The organism is Kitasatospora sp. NPDC059648 (genome assembly GCF_042734825.1).
Lineage (GTDB): Bacteria > Actinomycetota > Actinomycetes > Streptomycetales > Streptomycetaceae > Kitasatospora.
This window is the reverse complement of record NZ_JBHWDU010000036.1, coordinates 1-17434: the sequence shown is the minus strand read 5'-3', so window position 1 is coordinate 17434 and position 17434 is coordinate 1. Positions and strand designations below refer to the sequence as shown.

Below are 17434 nucleotides of genomic sequence, written 5' to 3'. Positions count from 1 at the left end.
GGACATGACAGGAGATCGCGGGCATGCCGACGGCACGCCCGGGCGTGCGCACGGGCGGTCGCGGTGGGCGCGCGGCCGGCGACCGCCGCCGTATGTGGCCGGGCTATCGCCGGTTGACATCATCCGCGACGGGCCCGTGCGGGTCGAAGCTCAGGGGCGCCACACCGTCCCGGCCCGGCCGGGACGTCCCCCACCGCGCGCCACCGCCGCCGGATCCGGCCCCCACCGGCTCCGGCCGGCCGGCGCACCGCGAACCGGAGCCCCCACATGAAGCGATCCGTGCTGTCCGCGACCCTGGGCCTGGGCCTCGCCGCCGCCCTCGTGACCCTCCCCGCCACCGCCGTCGCCGCGCCCGCCGCCCCGGCGGCGCCGTCCGCGCAGAACCACTCCCTCCGTGCCGACGCCGGCCCGGCTCACGCGGGTTCGGAGGAGGAGACCGCGGACAACCAGGCCTTCTTCCGGGCCGTGATGGCCTCGGCCATGGCCAGGCAGGCCGCCGACCCCTGGCTGCAGACCGTCACGGTCACCTACGACACCGCCAACGCGCCCTCCTTCACCGGCGACATCGCCGACGCCGCGCGGATCTGGAACGGCTCGGTGCACAGCGTCCGGCTCCAGGAGACCAGCGGCACCGGCGACTTCTCGTACACCGAGGGCGACGGCGGCGGCTCGTACGCCAGCACCGACGGACACGGGCACGGCTACATCTTCATCGACCACCGGCAGGCCCAGGAGTACTACTCGCTCCGGATCGTCGCCCACGAGACCGGGCACGTGCTCGGCCTGCCCGACGACTACTCCGGCCCGTGCAGCGAGCTGATGTCGGGCCACGGCCCCGGCCCGTCCTGCGCGAACGCGCACCCCGACGCCAACGAGAGCGCGCAGGTCGACGCGCTCTGGGCGAACGGCGCGGCGGCGGCCGACTGACCAGCCCGCAGGGCGAATCGGGTGCAGCGGCCCGCCCGGCCGGAAACGGGCGGGTCGCCGCATGGGTACTTCCCCGCCGGGGAGCCTAGCCGCCCCCGGAACGGAATGCCAGGGGCATGTTCGAGTCAAGACGAGTAAAAGACGGCTCAAATCCGAGGGTTCCGGGGGCCATTGCACCGGGCTATCGCGGGTTGACATCATCCGCACCGCCGCCGGGCTGCCCGAAGCTCTGGGGACACCCGGTCACCAGGTGTCCCCCCGAGGCCGGCCCCCAACCCGGCCGTGGCACCGGGACCGGAACCCCCACTTCCAGGACCCCTTCAGGAGCCCCCACATGAAGCGATCCGTGCTGTCCGCAACCCTCGGCCTCGCCCTCGCGGCCGGCCTCGCCGTGCTGCCCACCACCGCGGCGGCCGCCGCCCCGGCGGCCCCGGCCGCAGCGGCCGTGCAGGGCTACACCCCCTCGACCTACGCCGGTTCGGCCCAGGAGGCCGCGGACAACCAGGCGTTCTTCCAGGCCGTGATGGCCTCGGCCAAGGCCAAGCAGGCCGCCAGCCCGGGCCTGGCCACCGTCGTGGTCACCTATGACGCCAGCTCCGCCCCGTCCTTCCGCACCCAGATCGCCAACGCCGCCCAGATCTGGAACAGTTCGGTCAGCAACGTCCAGCTGCGGTCCGGCTCGGCGGCCGACTTCCGCTACTACGAGGGCAACGACAGCCGCGGCTCGTACGCCAGCACCGACGGGCACGGGCGAGGCTACGTCTTCCTCGACTACCAGCAGAACCGGCAGTACAACTCGGTCCGGGTGACGGCCCACGAGACCGGGCACGTGCTCGGCCTCCCGGACCACTACTCCGGCCCGTGCAGTGAGCTGATGTCGGGCGGCGGCCCCGGCACGTCCTGCACCAACCCGTACCCGAACGCCACCGAGCGCAGCCGGGTCAACTCGCTCTGGGCGCGCGGCTGACCCGCCGCCGCTGAACGCCCCCGGCCCGGCCGCGTCCGCGGCGGCCGGGCCGGGGCGCGCCGGAGCGGGGCCCTGTCGGTGGCGCGTGCGAGCATGCGGACGAGGCCCGTTCGCCCGATCCGCCCGTCCGCCCCGACCCGTGAGGTACCGCCGCCGTGTCCCGTCCCGTCCCCGAACAGCTCGCCGACCTCCCGTACGCCGAACTGCTGCGCCCCCACACCGGCCCGCTGCGCAGCGACGCCCGGTACGACACCACGCACTTCGACGGCGGCGGGCACACCGACGAGTCGGGCGCCGGCGCCGTCTTCCTGGAGTGCGCCTTCACCGCGGTCGCGCTCAGCGGGGTGAAGCTGCGCCAGGCCCGGTTCAACGAGGTCTGGGTGCAGGCCGGCCGCTGGGTGGCCTGCGACCTGAGCGACACCGAGTGGCAGGACAGCACCTTCGTCGGCGGAGTGCTGGCCGGGGTCGCCGGGTACGGCTCGGCGCTGCGCCGGGTGGTGTTCCGCGGCTGCAAGCTGGAGGCCGTCAACCTGCGGGCGGCCGTGCTGCGGGACGTCGTGTTCGAGGACTGCCTGCTGCGTGACGTGGACTTCGGCGAGGCCAAGCTGACCGGGGTGTCCTTCCCCGGCTCGACGCTGGAGGAGGTCCGGCTGCGCGGCGCCGTGCTGAGCAGGACCGACCTGCGCGGAGCCACCCGGCTCGGCCTGGCGGACGGCCACCAGGGCCTGCGCGGAGCCGTCATCAGTTCGACCCAACTGCTGGAGCTGGCGCCGCAGTTCGCCCATGCGCTCGGTATCGAGGTCAAGGACCGCTGAACCTGCACCGTCCCTCCCCGGCGGATCCGTCGGGCGTTCAGCCCTGCGTCGCTCGGTGACGCCCGGCGGAACAGTCCGACAAACCTGCTGCGCACGTCTGGTGGCCCGCTCCGGCCGAGGTGGAGACTGCTCCGCGATCGATGAGCCCCCGACTTGTGTACACAACATCGCCAGCGAAGGGACGGACCGGGCTGATGGCCGAGTTGAGTCGTAGGAAGTTCGTCACGCTGTCCGGAGCGGCCGCGGCCGGTCTCGCGGCGGCCGGCACCGGCGCCGCGGGGTCCGCGGCCGCCTCCACCACCGCGCCCAGCACCACCGGCACCATCACCGACGTGCGGCACGTGGTGATCCTGATGCAGGAGAACCGCAGCTTCGACCACTACTTCGGCACCCTCAAGGGCGTGCGCGGCTTCGCCGACAAGGCCACCATCCAGATCTCCGGCGGCTACAGCGTCTTCAACCAGCCGAACGGCCTGTTCGCCCGGCAGTACCCGTGGGCCTTCAACCCCTCGGGCGCCGACGGCTCCCCGGAGACCCAGGCGCAGTGCAACGGCGACCTCTCGCACGCCTGGTCCGACCAGCACAAGGCCTGGAACGGCGGCAGGATGGACTCCTGGGTGTCCGCCAAGGGCACCGTCCGCACCCTCGGCCACCTGCAGCGCGGCGACATCCCGTTCCACTACGCGCTGGCCGACAACTGGACCATCTGCGACGCCTACCACTGCTCGGTGCTGAGCGCGACCGGCCCCAACCGCACCTACCACTGGAGCGGGACGATCGACCCCGCCGGCACCGCGGGCGGCCCGGCGTACGACGGCGGCTCCGAGTCCAACCTGCGCTGGCAGACCTACGCCGAGGCGCTGGAGAAGGCCGGCGTCAGCTGGAAGGTCTACCAGAACGCCAGCGACAACTTCGGCGACAACGCCCTCGCCTACTTCAGCCAGTTCACCGGTGCCGCGGCCGGCAGCCCGCTCGCCGTCAAGGGGATGGGCTCCGTCCCCGCCGTCACCGGCCGGACCCCGGACGACATCGCAGCCGCGATCAGGGCCGACGTGCTGAACGGCACCCTGCCGCAGGTCTCCTGGATCGTCGCCGACCAGCAGTCCTCCGAGCACCCCTACGCCACCCCCGAGGACGGCGCGCACTTCGTCCACCTGGTGATGGACGCCCTGAACGCGGACCCCGGCGTGTTCAACTCCAGCGTCCTGCTGATCAACTACGACGAGAACGACGGCTTCTTCGACCACGTCCCGCCGCCGGCCGCGCCCGCCGGCACCGCGGGCGAGTTCTACAACTCGACCAACATCGGCCTCGGCTTCCGCGTCCCGCTGATCGCCGTCTCCCCGTGGAGCCGCGGTGGCTGGGTCAACTCCGAGACCTTCGACCACACCTCGGTGCTGCGCTTCCTGGAGGTGTGGACCGCGGCCATCGGCAAGCCGGCCACCAGCCCCAACATCAGCGCCTGGCGCCGCCAGGTCTGCGGCGACCTCACCTCGGTCTTCGACTTCGCCAACCCGGTGTACGGCATGCCCGCGCTGCCCGACACCTCCCGGACCATCGGCCTGTCCACCTGCGGCCCGCTGCCCAACCCCTCGCCGAGCGACAACGCGCTGCCCGCGCAGGAGCCCGGCACCCGGCCCGCCCGCGCCCTGCCGTACCAGCCCAACGCCAACCTGGACCACTGGGACGCCGACGCCGGCGGTGTCATGCACGTCTGGGTGAAGATGTCCAACGACGGCGCCGCGCGGGCCGCGCACTTCGCCGCCTACGCCAACGCCTACCGAAGCGGCGGCCCCTGGCAGTACACCGTCGGTTCCGGCAGCCCGGTCACCGACTTCTTCAACTGCGGCACCAACGGCTTCGGCAACGGCAAGTACGACCTGACCGTCGTCGGCCCGAACCGCTTCCTGCGCCGCTTCACCGGCGACCTCACCCAGCCGGGCAAGAACGCCGCCGTCACCGCCTCCTACGCGGTCGAGCCGGGCACCGGCAAGCTGGCCGTCTACTTCAGGATGGCCAACTCCGGGACCACCCCGATCACCTTCACCATCACCTCCGGCAACTACCGGACCGACGGCCCCTGGACCTACCGGGTGCCCGCCGGCGGCAGCACCAGCGACTTCTTCAACGCGGTCGCCTACAACGACGGCTGGTACGACTTCACCGTCACGGTGGACGTCGACGGCAGCTGGACCCAGCGATTCACCGGCCACCTGGAGACGGGCGCACCCAGCGTCAGCGGCTGAGCCGTCACCCTGCTCACCCGTACGGGCCCCGCGGGAACCACGGATCGTGGACCTCGCGGGGCCCGTACGGCGTCAGCAGGGTGAAGGTGTGCACGTCCGCCGCGTACTCGGCCAGCTGGACCGCGCCGTAGCGGGTCTCCAGCTCGGCCTGCACCGGCACCGGCAGTTTGCTCAGCGCCCGCCGCAGCTGCAGCGCGTCGCGCCGGCTGACCGGGTGCGGGGCGCGCAGCACCAGCCGCAGTGGGCTGAGCGGCCCGGCGACCGGGATCCCGGTACCCAGTTCGTAGCCGACCGCGCCGATCGGGCCCCAGGCCATGCGGTGGTCCGCGACCAGCCGGCCGGCCTCGGGGAGCAGGGCCAGCGCGGGGACGTCGTTGACCCGCTCGGGGGCCAGCCGCGCCCGCCGTTCGGCCAGCTGCTCGGGCCGCAGGGTGCGGGCCACCGCCGCCCAGGGGGCCAGGGCGTCCAGCCGCTGCCCGGGGCGCGGGCCGCGGGCGGTCACCGGGATCCAGTGCTCGGGCGCCGCCTCCGGGGCCCGGGCGCAGCGCTGCGGTCGGGGAGCGTCCACCGCGGCGCCGGCCCCCGAGGGCGCCCGGCCGACCGTCACCCACGGGTGGGTCCGCAGGACCGTCCGGGCCCAGTCCGGCAGCCCGCCGCCGGTCAGCGGTCGCAGCGAGCCGGGGCACTGCATCAGCAGCAGGTCGTGGGTGCGGGGCAGCCGCCCGTCCAGCGCGGCCAGCGGGCCCACCCGTCGGCGCGGCCCGTCGTGCAGTTCCTCGGTCGAGTTCCTCACCCCGCCCACCTTCCGCCTGCCGGGCGATCCCGACCACGGCCCTTGGACGCCTTCCGCCGGGACCAAGGACTCAAGGTGCAGCCGTGCGCGGCCGGTGTGAGAGTGGGGGCAGCCCGGAAATTCCGTCGGTCCGTCCGCAGGAGCGTTCCGTTCGTGCAAGGAGGAGTCATGGGTATCTTGGACAGGTTGTTCCACCGGCCGCCGCAGCACGAGAGCACGGGGGACGGCGCCGCCCGGCGCGCCGCCCTCGCCCACGACGAGGCGGCCGACGCGTTCGGTGACGACGTCGAGCGCTCCCGGCAGACCGAGGAGAGGCGCGCCCAGGAGGAGGCCGATCGGCGCGCCGCCGAGAACATGACCGCCGAGGGCGACCCCTGGGACTGACGCCCGGGGCCGATGTCCGGGGCTGACGTCCGGGCTGACGTCCGGGTCGGCGTCCGGGTCGGCGTCCGGGTCGGCGTCCCCCGTGCGTCACCCCGCCCGCGGCGGCAGCGGCGGGCGCCGCAGGTCCGGCCGGGGCGTGGACTCCGGCGGGGGCGCCGCCGCGGGCAGGTCCTCCAGCAGCTCCAGGGCCAGCTGGACGGCGGTGACCAGCTCCGGATGGCGCCCCCGGGCCCAGTCCCGCGGGGTGCGCAGCACGTGCACGTCCGGCTCGACGCCCCGGTTCTCCACCGACCAGCCGAGCCCGCCGCCGAACCAGGAGGCGTTCTTCGGCACCGAGATCTGGGTGCCGTCGCCCAGGGTGTGCCGCCCGGTCATGCCGACCACCCCGCCCCAGGTGCGGTTGCCGATGACCGGGCCGAGGCCGAGCAGTTTGATCGCCGCGATGATCACGTCCCCGTCCGAGCTGGTGGCCTCGTCGGCGAGCGCCACCAGCGGGCCGCGCAGCGCGTGCCGGGGCCAGCGGACGGGCTGGCGGTCACGGGTGAAGTCCCAGGCGAGGACGTGCCGGCTGAGCTTCTCCAGGACCAGTTCGGAGACGTTGCCGCCGGCGTTGCCGCGCACGTCGAGCACCAGCGCGGGTTTGTCGAGCTCGCGCCGCAGGTCCCGGTTGAACTGCGCCCAGCCGGAGCCGCCGAGGTCCGGGATGTGCAGGTAGCCGCACCGGCCGTCGCTCAACTCCCTGACCAGGGAACGGCGTTTGGTGACCCAGGCCTGGTAGCGGACGGCCCGCTCGTCGGTCAGCGGGGTGACGGTGATCCGGCGCACCGGGCCGCCCGGGCCGCTGCGCAGGGCCAGTTCGACGGTCGTGCCGCCGGTGCCGGCCAGCAGCGGCAGCGGTCCGCGCACCGGGTCCACCGGGCGGCCGCCGACCTCCAGCAGTTCGTCGCCGTCCCGGACACCCTGGGCGGCGAGCGGGGCGCGGGCGCGCGGGTCGGAGGACTCGCCGGGCAGCACCCGGTCGACCAGCCAGCGGCCGTCGGGGGAGCGGCGGACGTTGGCGGCGAGCAGGCCGAGCGGCTGCTGGACGAGGGTGGGGCCCTCGGCGCGCCGGGAGGCGGTGACGTAGGCGTGCGAGGTGCCGAGTTCGCCGAGGAGTTCGCGCAGCAGGTCGGCGAAGTCGTCGGGTGAGCAGATCCGTTCCAGCAGCGGCTCGTACTGGGCGACCAGCGCGGGCCAGTCCAGGCCGGACATCCGCTCGTCCCAGAACTGGTCCCGGACGATCCGGGCCGCCTCGTGGTACGCCTGGCGCCACTCGGCGGCCGGGTGCACGGTGTGGGTGATCCGGCGCAGGTCGACGGCGGTCCCGGCGGAGGGGGCGCCGACCGGGATCACCCGCAGGGTGCCGGCCGAGTAGACCGCGATCGAGCCGCCGTCCCCGGAGACCGCGTAGCCGTCCAGCTTGTCCACCAGCGTGGTGCGGCTGCCGCGGGCCAGGTCGAAGTACTCCAGCGAGGGGCGGCCGGAGGTGTCCTCGGGGCTGGCGAAGGTCTGCCCGAGGGTGCCGGAGATCGGCCAGCGCAACCAGAGCAGCCCGCCGCGCACCGCGTCGGTGGCCGAGTACTTGGAGGCGATCACCGGGAACTGCACCAGTCGGTCGCCGATGCCCTGGGGGTCGACCCGGACGGTGCCGTCGCCGCCGCCGTCCCCGCGCGGGACGCCGTCCTCGGCGGGCGCGGCGAACGGGGAGGGCGTGTCGGCGGTGAGCGGGACGAGGTACGGGCGGCAGCCGACCGGGAAGGAGAGGTCGCCGGTGTGCACGTCGTGGACCGGGTCGAAGCCGCGCCAGGACAGGAAGGCGAGGTAGCGGCCGTCCCGGGTGAACACCGGCTGCTCGTCCTCGAAGCGGCCGTCGGTGACGTCCGTGATCGGCGCGGGCGCGTCGGTGCGGGTGAGCCGGATCCGGCGCAGCGAGCGCCCCGCGGCCGGCTGGGACCAGGCGATCCAGTGCGAGTCGGGGGAGAACCGGGCACTGGCGACGGGCCCGTGCTCGGAGACGGCGAGCTCGCGGACCTCGCCGTCGGTGGCGGAGACCAGCAGCAGCCGCCCGTCCGAGGCGGTGGCGGCGAGCTGGGCGCCGTCGGGGGAGGCGGTGAGTTCCAGGACCCGGCCGAGCTTCCCGGCGGCAAGCACCCGGTGGTGGTGCCGGGCGCCGCCCGTGACCTCGGAGGGGGCGTCGTGGCCCGGCAGCGGCATCACCTCGATCGCGTCGGCGCCCCGGGCGTCGGTGATCCAGGCCGCCTCGCCGGTGTGCCCGAGCACCACCGGCAGCCGGGTGCGCACGCCGGGGGTGTCGGCGAGCGTGCGGGCCGGGCCGTCCTTGTGGGTGAGCCAGTACTGGCTGCCGCGCACGGTGATCACCCCGGCCCGGCCGGTCCGGTCGCAGGCGAGGTCCTTGACCTGGGAGGCGGCACTGACCTGGTACGGGCGCCGGCCGGCCCGGGCGCCGCCGAGCGGGACGTGCAGCCGGCGCGGGGCGGGGGCGTCCAGGTCGTCGAGCAGCCAGAGGTCGCCGGCGTGCTGGTAGACGATCCGGGTGCCGTCGGTGGCGGCCTCGCGGGCGTAGTAGGAGGCGTGGTCGGTGTGCCGGCGCAGGTCGGTGCCGTCGGGGCGGCAGGAGTAGAGGTTGCCGATGCCCTCGTGGTCCGAGAGGAAGGCGACCCGGTCGCCGACCGGCATGGGGGAGGCGAGGTGGCCGGTGTGCCCGGGCAGGATCAGTTCGCCGTCCACCCAGAGCCGGCCGATCGCGCCGCCGCGGTAGCGCTTCCAGGCGGCGGGCTCGTGCGGGGCGGAGCCGGTGAGCAGGACGGTCCGCTCCCGGCTCATCTGGGCGTCGCCGACCGGTCCCCAGGGCATCCGGTGGCCGGGGGAGCCGTCGGGGGGCAGGGCGTGCGCCCAGGTGTAGTGGCCGAAGGGCTCGTGGTAGGAGGTGACGGCCAGCACCTCGCCGTCCGGTAGCCAGCCGCGTACCCGGGTGTCCAGGCTGCCCCAGTAACTGAGCCGACGGGCCTCGCCGCCCTCGACCGGGGCGGTCCACACCTCGGGGGTCAGGCCGAGCCAGCTGGTCCAGGCGAGGGTGGTGCCGTCGGGGGAGAACCGGGGGTGGCTGACCCGGGTGCGGTCGCAGCCGACCCGCCAGGCCCGGCCGGTGGCGGCGCCGTCGGCTTCCAGCGGGGCGAGCCAGACGTCGTCCTCGGCGGTGAAGGTGAGCAGGCCGCCGTGCAGGTGGGGATGGCGGAGGTAGCCGGGCGGGGTCACCCCTCCATCCTTCGACGGGGTGTCATCCCCGGCAACCGGAGAAGCCGGGAACCGGTCCGGCCCCCCGGCGGCTACTCCGCCGCTTACCTGACGCCGTCCCCGCGCCGAACCGGCGCCGGCCCGGGCTCGGGGACCGTGCTTGAACCTGACACCGGTGTGAGGTCCAAGCATGGTCGCCATGGCGACCACACAGCTCACGACCCCGGTACCCCACAGGCCCTTTCCGCTCCCCGCCCTGCTCGCCCTGGCCACCGCCGTCTTCGTCACCGCGCTCACCGAGACCCTGCCGGCCGGCGTCCTGCCCGGGATGAGCGAAGCCCTCGGCGTCGGCGAATCCGCCACCGGGCAGGCCGTCACCGTCTACGCGATCGGCACCGCCACCACCGCCATCCCGCTCACCGCCGCCACCGCGGGCCGGGGCCGCAAGCGGCTGCTGCTCACCGCGATGGCCGGCTTCGCGCTGGCCAACACCGTCACCGCGGCCTCCACCAGCTACCCGCTCACCCTGGCCGCCCGCTTCCTCGCGGGCGTCGCGGCCGGCCTGGCCTGGGCACTGCTGGCCGGGTACGCGCGCCGGCTGGTGCCGGTCGACCAGCAGGGCCGGGCCATGGCGGTGGCGATGGCGGGCGTGCCGGTGGCGCTGTCCCTGGGAGTGCCGATCGGCACCTTCCTCGGCCAGGTGCTCGCCTGGTGGGTGCCCTTCCTGGCCATGACGGCACTGGCGCTCGGCGTGATCGGCTGGATCGCGGCCCTGCTTCCCGAGCAGCCCGGACGGCCGCAGGACGGGCGCGCCCCGGTACGCGGCGCGCTCGGCGTCCCCGGGGTGGTGCCGGTGCTCGTCGTGACGGTGCTCTTCGTGCTCGCCCACACCGTCCTGTTCACCTACGTCACGCCCTTCCTCGACCGGGCCGGCCTCGGCGGCTCCGCCGACTCCGTGCTGCTCGCCTTCGGACTGGCCTCGCTCGCGGGCATCTGGTCAGTCGGCGCCCACATCCACCGCCGACTGCGGCAGTTGACGATCGGCGGCGCGCTGCTGGTCGCGGCGGCCGCGGCCCTGCTCGGCCTCGGATCGCACAGCGCGCCGCCGGTGTACCTGGCCGCCCTGCTCTGGGGGCTGGGCTGGGGCGGCGTGCCGACCCTGCTGCAGACCGCCGTCGGCGACGCGGGCGGCGAGCGCGCGGACGCCGCCCAGGCGGTGCTGGTCACCCTGTGGAACGCCGCGATGGCGGGCGGCGGGCTGGTCGGAGGCCTGGTGCTCGGCCGCCTCGGCACCGGCGCCCTGCCCTGGACGGTGCTCGCGCTGCTGCTGCCCGTCCTCGCGGTGGCCCTCGCCGCCCGCCGCCACGGCTTCCCGGCGGCCCGCCGTCAGCCCTGAAGCAGCCGGTGCGCCCCCGCGACCACCTCGGGGGACGCCTTCGCCAGCGAACCGGCGGTGTACGGCGGCTGGGGGTCGTACTCGATGAGCAGCTGGATCGCCTGCGCGGTCTCGTCCCCGGCGATCAGGCCGGTCAGCGTCAGCGCGAGGTCGATCCCGGCCGAGACCCCGGCCGCGGTGGCGTACTTGCCGTCGACCACGATCCGCTCGGTGCCGGTCGGCTCGGCGCCGAACCGGGACAGCTGGTCCAGCACGCCCCAGTGGCTGGTGGCCCGACGGCCCTTGAGCAGCCCGGCGGCGCCCAGCAGCAGCGAGCCGGAGCAGACCGAGGTGGTCCAGGTGGTGGTCGCGTCGATCCGGCGCACCCAGTCGAGCACCGCCCCGTCGGTCAGCTGGACCTCGGTGCCGGGCCCGCCGGGCACCAGGAGCAGATCGGCCGAGTCCACCTCGTCCAGGGCGGCGTCCGCGGTGATCGCCAGGCTGGTCAGGTCGTTGCGCACCGGCCCGCGCCCGGCGGCGGTGAACACCACCTCGGCACCGGGGATCCGGGACAGCACCTCGTACGGGCCGACCGCGTCCAGGGTGGTGAAGTCGGGGTAGAGCAGAACGGCGATGCGCATCAGTGACCTCCAGCGGGTGCGGAACGGAAGCGGCGACGGTACTCGGCGGGCGGGGCGGCCATGGACCGGACGAAGGCGCGCCGCATCGCCTCCGGGGTGCCGTAGCCGCAGGAGCGGGCGATTTCCTCGATGCCGTCGTCGGTGTCCTCCAGCAGCCGCCGGGCGGCCTCCAGCCGGACCCCGCCCACGTACCGGCCCGGGGGCACCCCCACCTCGGCGGCGAAGGCCCGGGCGAAGTGCCGCGGCGACAGCGCCGACCGGTGGGCCAGCGCCTCGACCGACAGGTCGGCCTCCGGGTGCTCGGCGATCCACCTCTGGACCTCCCGCAGCGGCTGCCGGGCCGCCACCTGGGCGGCCAGCTGGGCGCTGAACTGCGCCTGGTTGCCCGGCCGCCGCAGGAAGACCACCAGGTGACGGGCGATCAACAGCGCGGCGTCCCGGCCGAAGTCCTCCTCGACCAGGGCCAGCGCCAGGTCGATCCCGGCGGTGACCCCGGCCGAGGTGGCGACGTTCCCGTCCCGGACGTGGATCGGATCCGGGTCGACGGTCACGTCCGGGAACCGCCGGGCCAGCTCCTCGCAGTACGCCCAGTGGGTGGTCGCCCGGCGGCCGGACAGCAGCCCGGCCTCGGCGAGCAGGAAGGCCCCGGTGCACACCGACACCACCCGCTCGGCCCGGCCGGCCAGCTCCCGGATCCGTCCGACCAGGACGCCTTCCGGGTCCTCGAACGGCACCCCGCCGGGAACCAGCAGGGTGTGCACCGGCCCGACCTCGGCCAGGTCCGCGTCCGGCAGCAGTCGAAGCCCGCTGCCGCTGCGCACCGGCCGGCCGCCGGGGGAGGCCGTGGTCACCCGGTACGCCCCCGGCCGCCCGGCGGCCGCGCCCGCCCCCGCGAACACCTCCACCGGGCCGGTGACGTCCAGGCTCTGCACGCCGTCGTAGAGGACGACGACCACGCTGCGCGCTCTCATGCGGCCAGCCTGGCAGCGGGCCACGACGGCAGCAATGACCTGTTTCCCACCTTTTCTGCCACCGCGTGACCGGGGAACGCCGGAACGCCGAGAGGCCCTCCGCTCTCGCGAAGGGCCTCTCGGCTGTCTGTGCGCCGCCAGGGACTCGAACCCCGGACCCGCTGATTAAGAGTCAGCTGCTCTAACCAACTGAGCTAGCGGCGCCTGCTGACGTGGAGAACATTACCTGGTCAGCGGCCGAAACACACAATCGGCCCGGGCGGCCCCGCCCGCTCAGGCGGTGAGCACCACCTTGCCCCGGACGTGGCCGGTCCCGACCAGCCGGTGCGCCTCCCCGGCCTTCTCCAGCGGCAGCGCCTCGGCGACCTCCAGCCGCAGCCCGCCCGCCTCCCACAGCCGCACCAGTTCGGCCAGCCGCTCGGCCGTGCGCGGCCCCCGCAGCCCCCGGACACCCAGCCGTTCGGCCTCCGGGTAGTCGACCACGGTGCCGATCCGGTCCCGGTCGGCGACCAATTCGACGGAGGCCGCCAGGGCACCTCGACCGGCCGCGTCGAAGGCCGCGTCCACCCCCCGCGGCGCGACCGCCCGGACCCGCTCGACCAGGCCCTCGCCGTACGTCACCGGCACGGCGCCCAGCTCCCGCAGGTAGTCGTGGTTGCGTTCGCTCGCGGTGCCGATCACGGTGGCGCCCCAGGCCCGGGCGAGCTGGACGGCGACGGTGCCGACCCCTCCGGCGGCGCCGTGCACCAGCACGGTGTCGCCGGGCCCGACCCCGAGCAGGGTGAGCGCCACGTGGGCGGTCTGGCCGGAGGCGGAGAGGGCGCCGGCCTGCTCCCAGGGCATCCCGGCCGGCTTGGCCACCAGCTGGGCCGCGTCCACCGTGACCAGCTCGGCCTGGCAGCCCAGCAGCCGGAAGCCCAGCACCTGGTCACCGACCCGCCGGCCGTCGACGCCCGGCCCGAGCCGGTCCACCACCCCGGCGAACTCGTTGCCGAGCACGAACGGCGGTTCGGCCGTCATCCCCGGCGGACGGAAGCCCTCCCGGATCGCGAGGTCCACCGGCTGCACCCCGGCGGCGTACACCCGCACCCGGACCTCGCCCGGGCCGGGCTCGGGGTCGGGCACCTCGGTGACCCGCAGGACCTCCGGACCGCCGGACCTCGGTACGGTGACCGCCTTCACGGGGGTGCTCCTCTCGCCGCTTCTCCGCTCCGCCGTCGCCGCATCGCCGCTCCGGCCGTTCGAACGCCCCCGATCCTCGAACCTGAAGTGCGCTTGAGGTCAAGCGCCTGTTCGGCGCGTCCCCACCTATGGGCGCATTGTCGGATTTATCCTGGGCGGCGCTCAGCCGTCCGTCGCCGATCCGCCACCGGCTCCGCCACTGCTCCGCCGCCGTTCCGCCGTCGAGAGGACCCCCCGTGGGCCAGCTGCCCCTGTTCTTCCTGGTGCTGCTCGCCTCCGTGGTGACCATGCCACTCGCCCGCAGGACGGGCGTGCCGCAACCGGTGCTGATGACCCTGCTCGGCATCGTCATGGCGCTCGTCCCGCAGATCCCGGACGTCAAGATCGAGCCCGAGCTGATCCTCCCGCTGGTCCTGCCGCCGCTGATCTTCGCCGTCGCCCGGCGCTCCTCGGTCCGCTACTTCAAGGCCAACATGCGCTCGATCCTGCTGCTCGCCGTGGCCCTGGTGGTGGTCAGCACGATCGCCGTGGCCGGCACCGTGCACTGGCTGCTGCCCGCGCTGCCGCTGGCCGCCGCGATCGCGGTCGGCGCGCTGGTCTCCCCGCCGGACCCGGTGGCCGCCGTGGCGGTGGCCGGCAGCATCGGGCTGCCCCGGCGCCTGGTGGCGATCCTGGAGAGCGAGGGCCTGTTCAACGACGTCACCGCGATCGTCATCTACTCGCTGGCCATCGAGGCGATGGCCAGCGGCGACTTCTCGGTCGGCGACGCCGCGCTGCGCTTCGTGCTGTCCGCGGTGCTCGCCGTGGTCGTCGGCGTCGGGCTCGGCTGGGTGAACGCCAGGCTCGCCGAACGCCTGGACGACCCGACCCAGCAGGTCGCGCTCAACCTGCTGGTGCCCTTCGCCGCCTACACCGTCGCCGAGGAGATCCACGGCTCCGGCGTGCTCGCGGTGGTGATCTGCGCGCTGTACCTCGCCGAACGGGCCGCCGACGCCGACGCCGTCTCCTACCGGCTGGTCGGCAACGCCTTCTGGGAGGTGGTCGAGATCCTGATCACCGGCGTCGCCTTCGGCCTGATCGGCCTGGAGCTGGCCACCGTGCTCAAGGAGGCCGGCCGCGGCTGGACCGGCTTCCTCGGCGACGCCGCCGTGGTGATCGCGGTCGTGGTGCTGGTCCGGCTGCTCTGGCTGCTGCCGGCCGGCTGGCTTTCGAAGAAGCTGCGCAAGGGCGACGAGGAGGACACCCCGTTCAGCTGGAAGGAGAGCGTGGTCCTCTGGTGGTCCGGCATGCGCGGCGTGGCCACCGTCGCCCTCGCCCTGGCCATCCCGCTCACCCTGCACTCCGGCGCGGACTTCCCGGAGCGCGGCCGGCTGGTGTTCATCGCCTTCAGCGTGGTGCTGTTCACCCTGCTGGTCCAGGGCCTGACCCTGCCCTGGCTGGCCAAGCGCCTCCAGCTGGACATCGACCAGGACCGGCACGAGCAGGCCGTGCGCGAACTCTGGTGGCGGGCCGCCAAGGCCGGGCTCAGGCGGCTCGGCGAGCTGGAGGAGCAGGACCGGCTGCCCGCCGAGGTCGCCGACCGCCTGCGGGACCGTCAGCACGACCGCCTGGCCCGGCTCTGCCCGGAGAACTACGCCGAGGAGGAGGCCGCCGAGGCGAAGCTGCGCCTCGCCCAGTGGCGGGCCGCGGCCGAGGTCGAGCAGGAGATGATCGCCGCCTCCCGGCGCGAGATGCTCATCGCCCGCAGCGAGCCCGGCGCCGACCCGGAACTGGTCGACCGGGTGCTGCGCGGGCTGGACCTGCGCTCGGAACGGAAGTGACGGGCAGTCCGCGCGCGCCGGGCGGAATGTGCGCCACCCCCTCCGGGGTTGCATAGGCTGAACCCGGGCAGGCCGTCAACGGAGTCGGCGCACCACCAGTACCGCCACGACCTCGCGAACCACCCTCCCGCCTGGCCCTGCCGGTTTCTGCACCCAGATGAATCGAGGACCCACCGATGTCGGAGACCCGCGCCGACGCCCGCACCCCGCTCGACCGCACCCCGCAGTGGGCCGCCCTGGCCAAGCACCGGTCCGAGCTGGGCGAGACCCACCTGCGCGAGCTGTTCGCCGCCGACCCCGAGCGCGGCCGCACCCACACCCTGCAGGTCGGCGACCTGCACGTGGACTACGCCAAGCACCTGGTCACCGACGAGACGCTGGAGCTGCTGCGCGACCTCGCCGCCGCCACCGGCGTCGCCGAGCTGCGGGACGCCATGTTCCGCGGCGAGAAGATCAACATCACCGAGCAGCGCGCCGTCCTGCACACTGCGCTGCGCGCCCCGCGCGACGCCGTGATCGAGGTCGACGGCGTCAACGTCGTCCCCGGCGTGCACGCCGTTCTGGACAAGATGGCCGCCTTCGCCGACCGGGTCCGCAGCGGTGAGTGGAAGGGCCACACCGGCAAGCCGATCCGCACCGTGGTCAACATCGGCATCGGCGGCTCCGACCTCGGCCCGGCGATGGCCTACGAGGTGCTCCGCCCGTACACCAAGCGCGACCTGGACGTCCGCTTCGTGTCCAACGTGGACGGCGCCGACCTGCACGAGGCGGTCCGCGACCTCGACCCGGCCGAGACGCTGTTCATCGTCGCCTCGAAGACCTTCACCACCATCGAGACCATCACCAACGCGGTCTCCGCGCGGTCCTGGCTGCTCGACGGCCTGGGCGCCGGCACCGACGCGGTGGCCAAGCACTTCGTCGCGCTGTCCACCAACGCCCAGGGCGTGCAGGACTTCGGCATCGACACCGCCAACATGTTCGAGTTCTGGGACTGGGTCGGCGGCCGCTACTCCTACGACTCGGCGATCGGCCTCTCGCTGATGATCGCCATCGGCCCGGACGCCTTCCGCGAGATGCTGGACGGCTTCCACCTGGTCGACGAGCACTTCCGCACCGCCCCGCCGGAGCGCAACGTCCCGTTGCTGCTCGGCCTGCTGGGTGTCTGGTACGGCGCGTTCTTCGACGCCCAGGCGCACGCGGTGCTGCCCTACTCGCACTACCTCTCCAAGTTCACCGCCTACCTCCAGCAGCTGGACATGGAGTCCAACGGCAAGTCGGTGACCCGCGACGGCACCCCGGTCGGCTGGCAGACCGGCCCCGTGGTCTGGGGCACCCCCGGCACCAACGGCCAGCACGCCTACTACCAGCTGCTGCACCAGGGCACCAAGGTGATCCCGGCCGACTTCATCGGCTTCGCCAAGCCGGTCGCCGACCTGCTCCCCGGGCTGGTCGCCCAGCACGACCTGCTGCTGGCCAACTTCTTCGCCCAGACCCAGGCGCTGGCCTTCGGCAAGACCCCGGAGGAGGTCGCCGCCGAGGGCGTGCCGGCCGAGCTCGTCCCGCACAAGACCTTCAAGGGCAACCACCCGACCACCACCATCCTGGCCGCCGAGCTCACCCCCTCGGTGCTGGGCCAGCTGGTCGCGCTGTACGAGCACAAGGTGTTCGTCCAGGGCGCGGTCTGGAACATCGACTCCTTCGACCAGTGGGGCGTCGAGCTGGGCAAGGTTCTCGCCAAGCGGATCGAGCCGGTGCTGCTCACCGGCGAGGGCGGCGAGCAGCTGGACAGCTCCACCGCCGAGCTGGTCGCCCGCTACCGCTCGCTGCGCGGCCGCTGATCCCCGGCCGGGCCGTCCGCTCCGGCGGGCGGCCCGGCCCGGCAGGCGTCCGGTCCGCCCGCGGCGAACGTGACCGGGCGGAAAACGCCGGAAGGCCCATGGCTCTCGCGAAGGGGCTTCCGGCTGTGTGTGCGCCGCCAGGGGCTCGAACCCCGGGCCCCCGGGTTAATAGTAAGCAGCT

At 74.2% G+C, this 17434-nt stretch carries 13 protein-coding genes and 1 tRNA gene; 8 read left to right on the top strand and 6 right to left on the bottom strand.

Translation table 11 applies throughout. The features are described from left to right. The first annotated feature begins 267 nt into the window (after positions 1–267). From ACFV1W_RS21750 to ACFV1W_RS21735, 4 genes are all read left to right on the top strand, one after another. Complete coding sequence (locus tag ACFV1W_RS21750) at positions 268–927, top strand: snapalysin family zinc-dependent metalloprotease (RefSeq protein ID WP_380418849.1); 660 nt, start codon at positions 268–270, stop codon at positions 925–927. A 334-nt stretch (positions 928–1261) separates the two neighbouring features. Then, entirely contained in the window at positions 1262–1894 is a 633-nt protein-coding gene (gene snpA / locus ACFV1W_RS21745) for a snapalysin (RefSeq protein WP_380418848.1), read from the top strand. 155 nt (positions 1895–2049) lie between these two features. Next, complete coding sequence (locus ACFV1W_RS21740) at positions 2050–2709, top strand: pentapeptide repeat-containing protein (protein WP_380418847.1); 660 nt, start codon at positions 2050–2052, stop codon at positions 2707–2709. 194 nt (positions 2710–2903) lie between these two features. Next, positions 2904–4955, top strand: coding sequence for a phosphocholine-specific phospholipase C (locus ACFV1W_RS21735; RefSeq protein ID WP_380418846.1), 2052 nt, complete (start codon positions 2904–2906; stop codon positions 4953–4955). Between the two features lie 13 nt (positions 4956–4968). On the opposite strand, the gene ACFV1W_RS21730 is transcribed toward ACFV1W_RS21735, so the two are convergent. After that, a complete protein-coding gene (locus ACFV1W_RS21730) occupies positions 4969–5748 on the bottom strand; it encodes a phosphoribosyl-dephospho-CoA transferase MdcG domain-containing protein (RefSeq protein ID WP_380418845.1) in 780 nt (259 codons plus the stop codon). 168 nt (positions 5749–5916) lie between these two features. Between ACFV1W_RS21730 and ACFV1W_RS21725 the strand changes: the two genes are divergently transcribed. Then, positions 5917–6132 (top strand): hypothetical protein, encoded by a 216-nt coding sequence (locus tag ACFV1W_RS21725; protein ID WP_380418844.1) that lies wholly within the window; start codon positions 5917–5919, stop codon positions 6130–6132. Between the two features lie 87 nt (positions 6133–6219). On the opposite strand, the gene ACFV1W_RS21720 is transcribed toward ACFV1W_RS21725, so the two are convergent. After that, positions 6220–9447 carry a S41 family peptidase gene (locus ACFV1W_RS21720; RefSeq protein WP_380418843.1) on the bottom strand — a complete coding sequence of 1076 codons (3228 nt, stop codon included), beginning with the start codon at positions 9445–9447 and terminating at the stop codon, positions 6220–6222. Positions 9448–9625: 178 nt separating this feature from the next. Between ACFV1W_RS21720 and ACFV1W_RS21715 the strand changes: the two genes are divergently transcribed. Further along, entirely contained in the window at positions 9626–10822 is a 1197-nt protein-coding gene (locus ACFV1W_RS21715) for an MFS transporter (RefSeq protein WP_380418842.1), read from the top strand. Here ACFV1W_RS21715 and ACFV1W_RS21710 read toward each other — a convergent pair. From ACFV1W_RS21710 to ACFV1W_RS21695, 4 genes are all read right to left on the bottom strand, one after another. Then, positions 10813–11442, bottom strand: coding sequence for a DJ-1/PfpI family protein (locus ACFV1W_RS21710; RefSeq protein ID WP_380418841.1), 630 nt, complete (start codon positions 11440–11442; stop codon positions 10813–10815). The genes ACFV1W_RS21715 and ACFV1W_RS21710 overlap by 10 nt on opposite strands. Then, entirely contained in the window at positions 11442–12413 is a 972-nt protein-coding gene (locus tag ACFV1W_RS21705; RefSeq protein ID WP_380418840.1) for a GlxA family transcriptional regulator, read from the bottom strand. Before ACFV1W_RS21705 ends, ACFV1W_RS21710 begins: the two co-directional genes overlap by 1 nt. Positions 12414–12543: 130 nt before the next feature. Next, positions 12544–12617, bottom strand: a tRNA-Lys gene (locus tag ACFV1W_RS21700). 69 nt (positions 12618–12686) lie between these two features. Beyond that, a complete protein-coding gene (locus ACFV1W_RS21695) occupies positions 12687–13595 on the bottom strand; it encodes an NADP-dependent oxidoreductase (protein WP_380418839.1) in 909 nt (302 codons plus the stop codon). A 236-nt stretch (positions 13596–13831) separates the two neighbouring features. Here ACFV1W_RS21695 and ACFV1W_RS21690 point away from each other — a divergent pair, with 236 nt between their 5' ends. Both ACFV1W_RS21690 and pgi read left to right on the top strand, forming a co-directional pair. Further along, on the top strand, positions 13832–15415 hold the full coding sequence (locus tag ACFV1W_RS21690; protein WP_380418838.1) for a Na+/H+ antiporter: 1584 nt from the start codon (positions 13832–13834) through the stop codon (positions 15413–15415). 176 nt (positions 15416–15591) lie between these two features. Beyond that, a complete protein-coding gene (pgi, locus tag ACFV1W_RS21685) occupies positions 15592–17253 on the top strand; it encodes a glucose-6-phosphate isomerase (protein ID WP_380418837.1) in 1662 nt (553 codons plus the stop codon). The last annotated feature ends 181 nt before the right edge of the window (positions 17254–17434 follow it).

Bases quoted from the DNA above. Each gene is read 5' to 3' on its own strand.
- ACFV1W_RS21715 (WP_380418842.1), top strand. From the start codon at position 9,626: ATGGCGACCACACAGCTCACGACCCCGGTACCCCACAGGCCCTTTCCG.
- ACFV1W_RS21750 (WP_380418849.1), top strand. From the start codon at position 268: ATGAAGCGATCCGTGCTGTCCGCGACCCTGGGCCTGGGCCTCGCCGCC.
- ACFV1W_RS21705 (WP_380418840.1), bottom strand. From the start codon at position 12,413: ATGAGAGCGCGCAGCGTGGTCGTCGTCCTCTACGACGGCGTGCAGAGC.
- ACFV1W_RS21710 (WP_380418841.1), bottom strand. From the start codon at position 11,442: ATGCGCATCGCCGTTCTGCTCTACCCCGACTTCACCACCCTGGACGCG.
- ACFV1W_RS21735 (WP_380418846.1), top strand. From the start codon at position 2,904: ATGGCCGAGTTGAGTCGTAGGAAGTTCGTCACGCTGTCCGGAGCGGCC.
- snpA (WP_380418848.1), top strand. From the start codon at position 1,262: ATGAAGCGATCCGTGCTGTCCGCAACCCTCGGCCTCGCCCTCGCGGCC.
- pgi (WP_380418837.1), top strand. From the start codon at position 15,592: ATGTCGGAGACCCGCGCCGACGCCCGCACCCCGCTCGACCGCACCCCG.
- ACFV1W_RS21725 (WP_380418844.1), top strand. From the start codon at position 5,917: ATGGGTATCTTGGACAGGTTGTTCCACCGGCCGCCGCAGCACGAGAGC.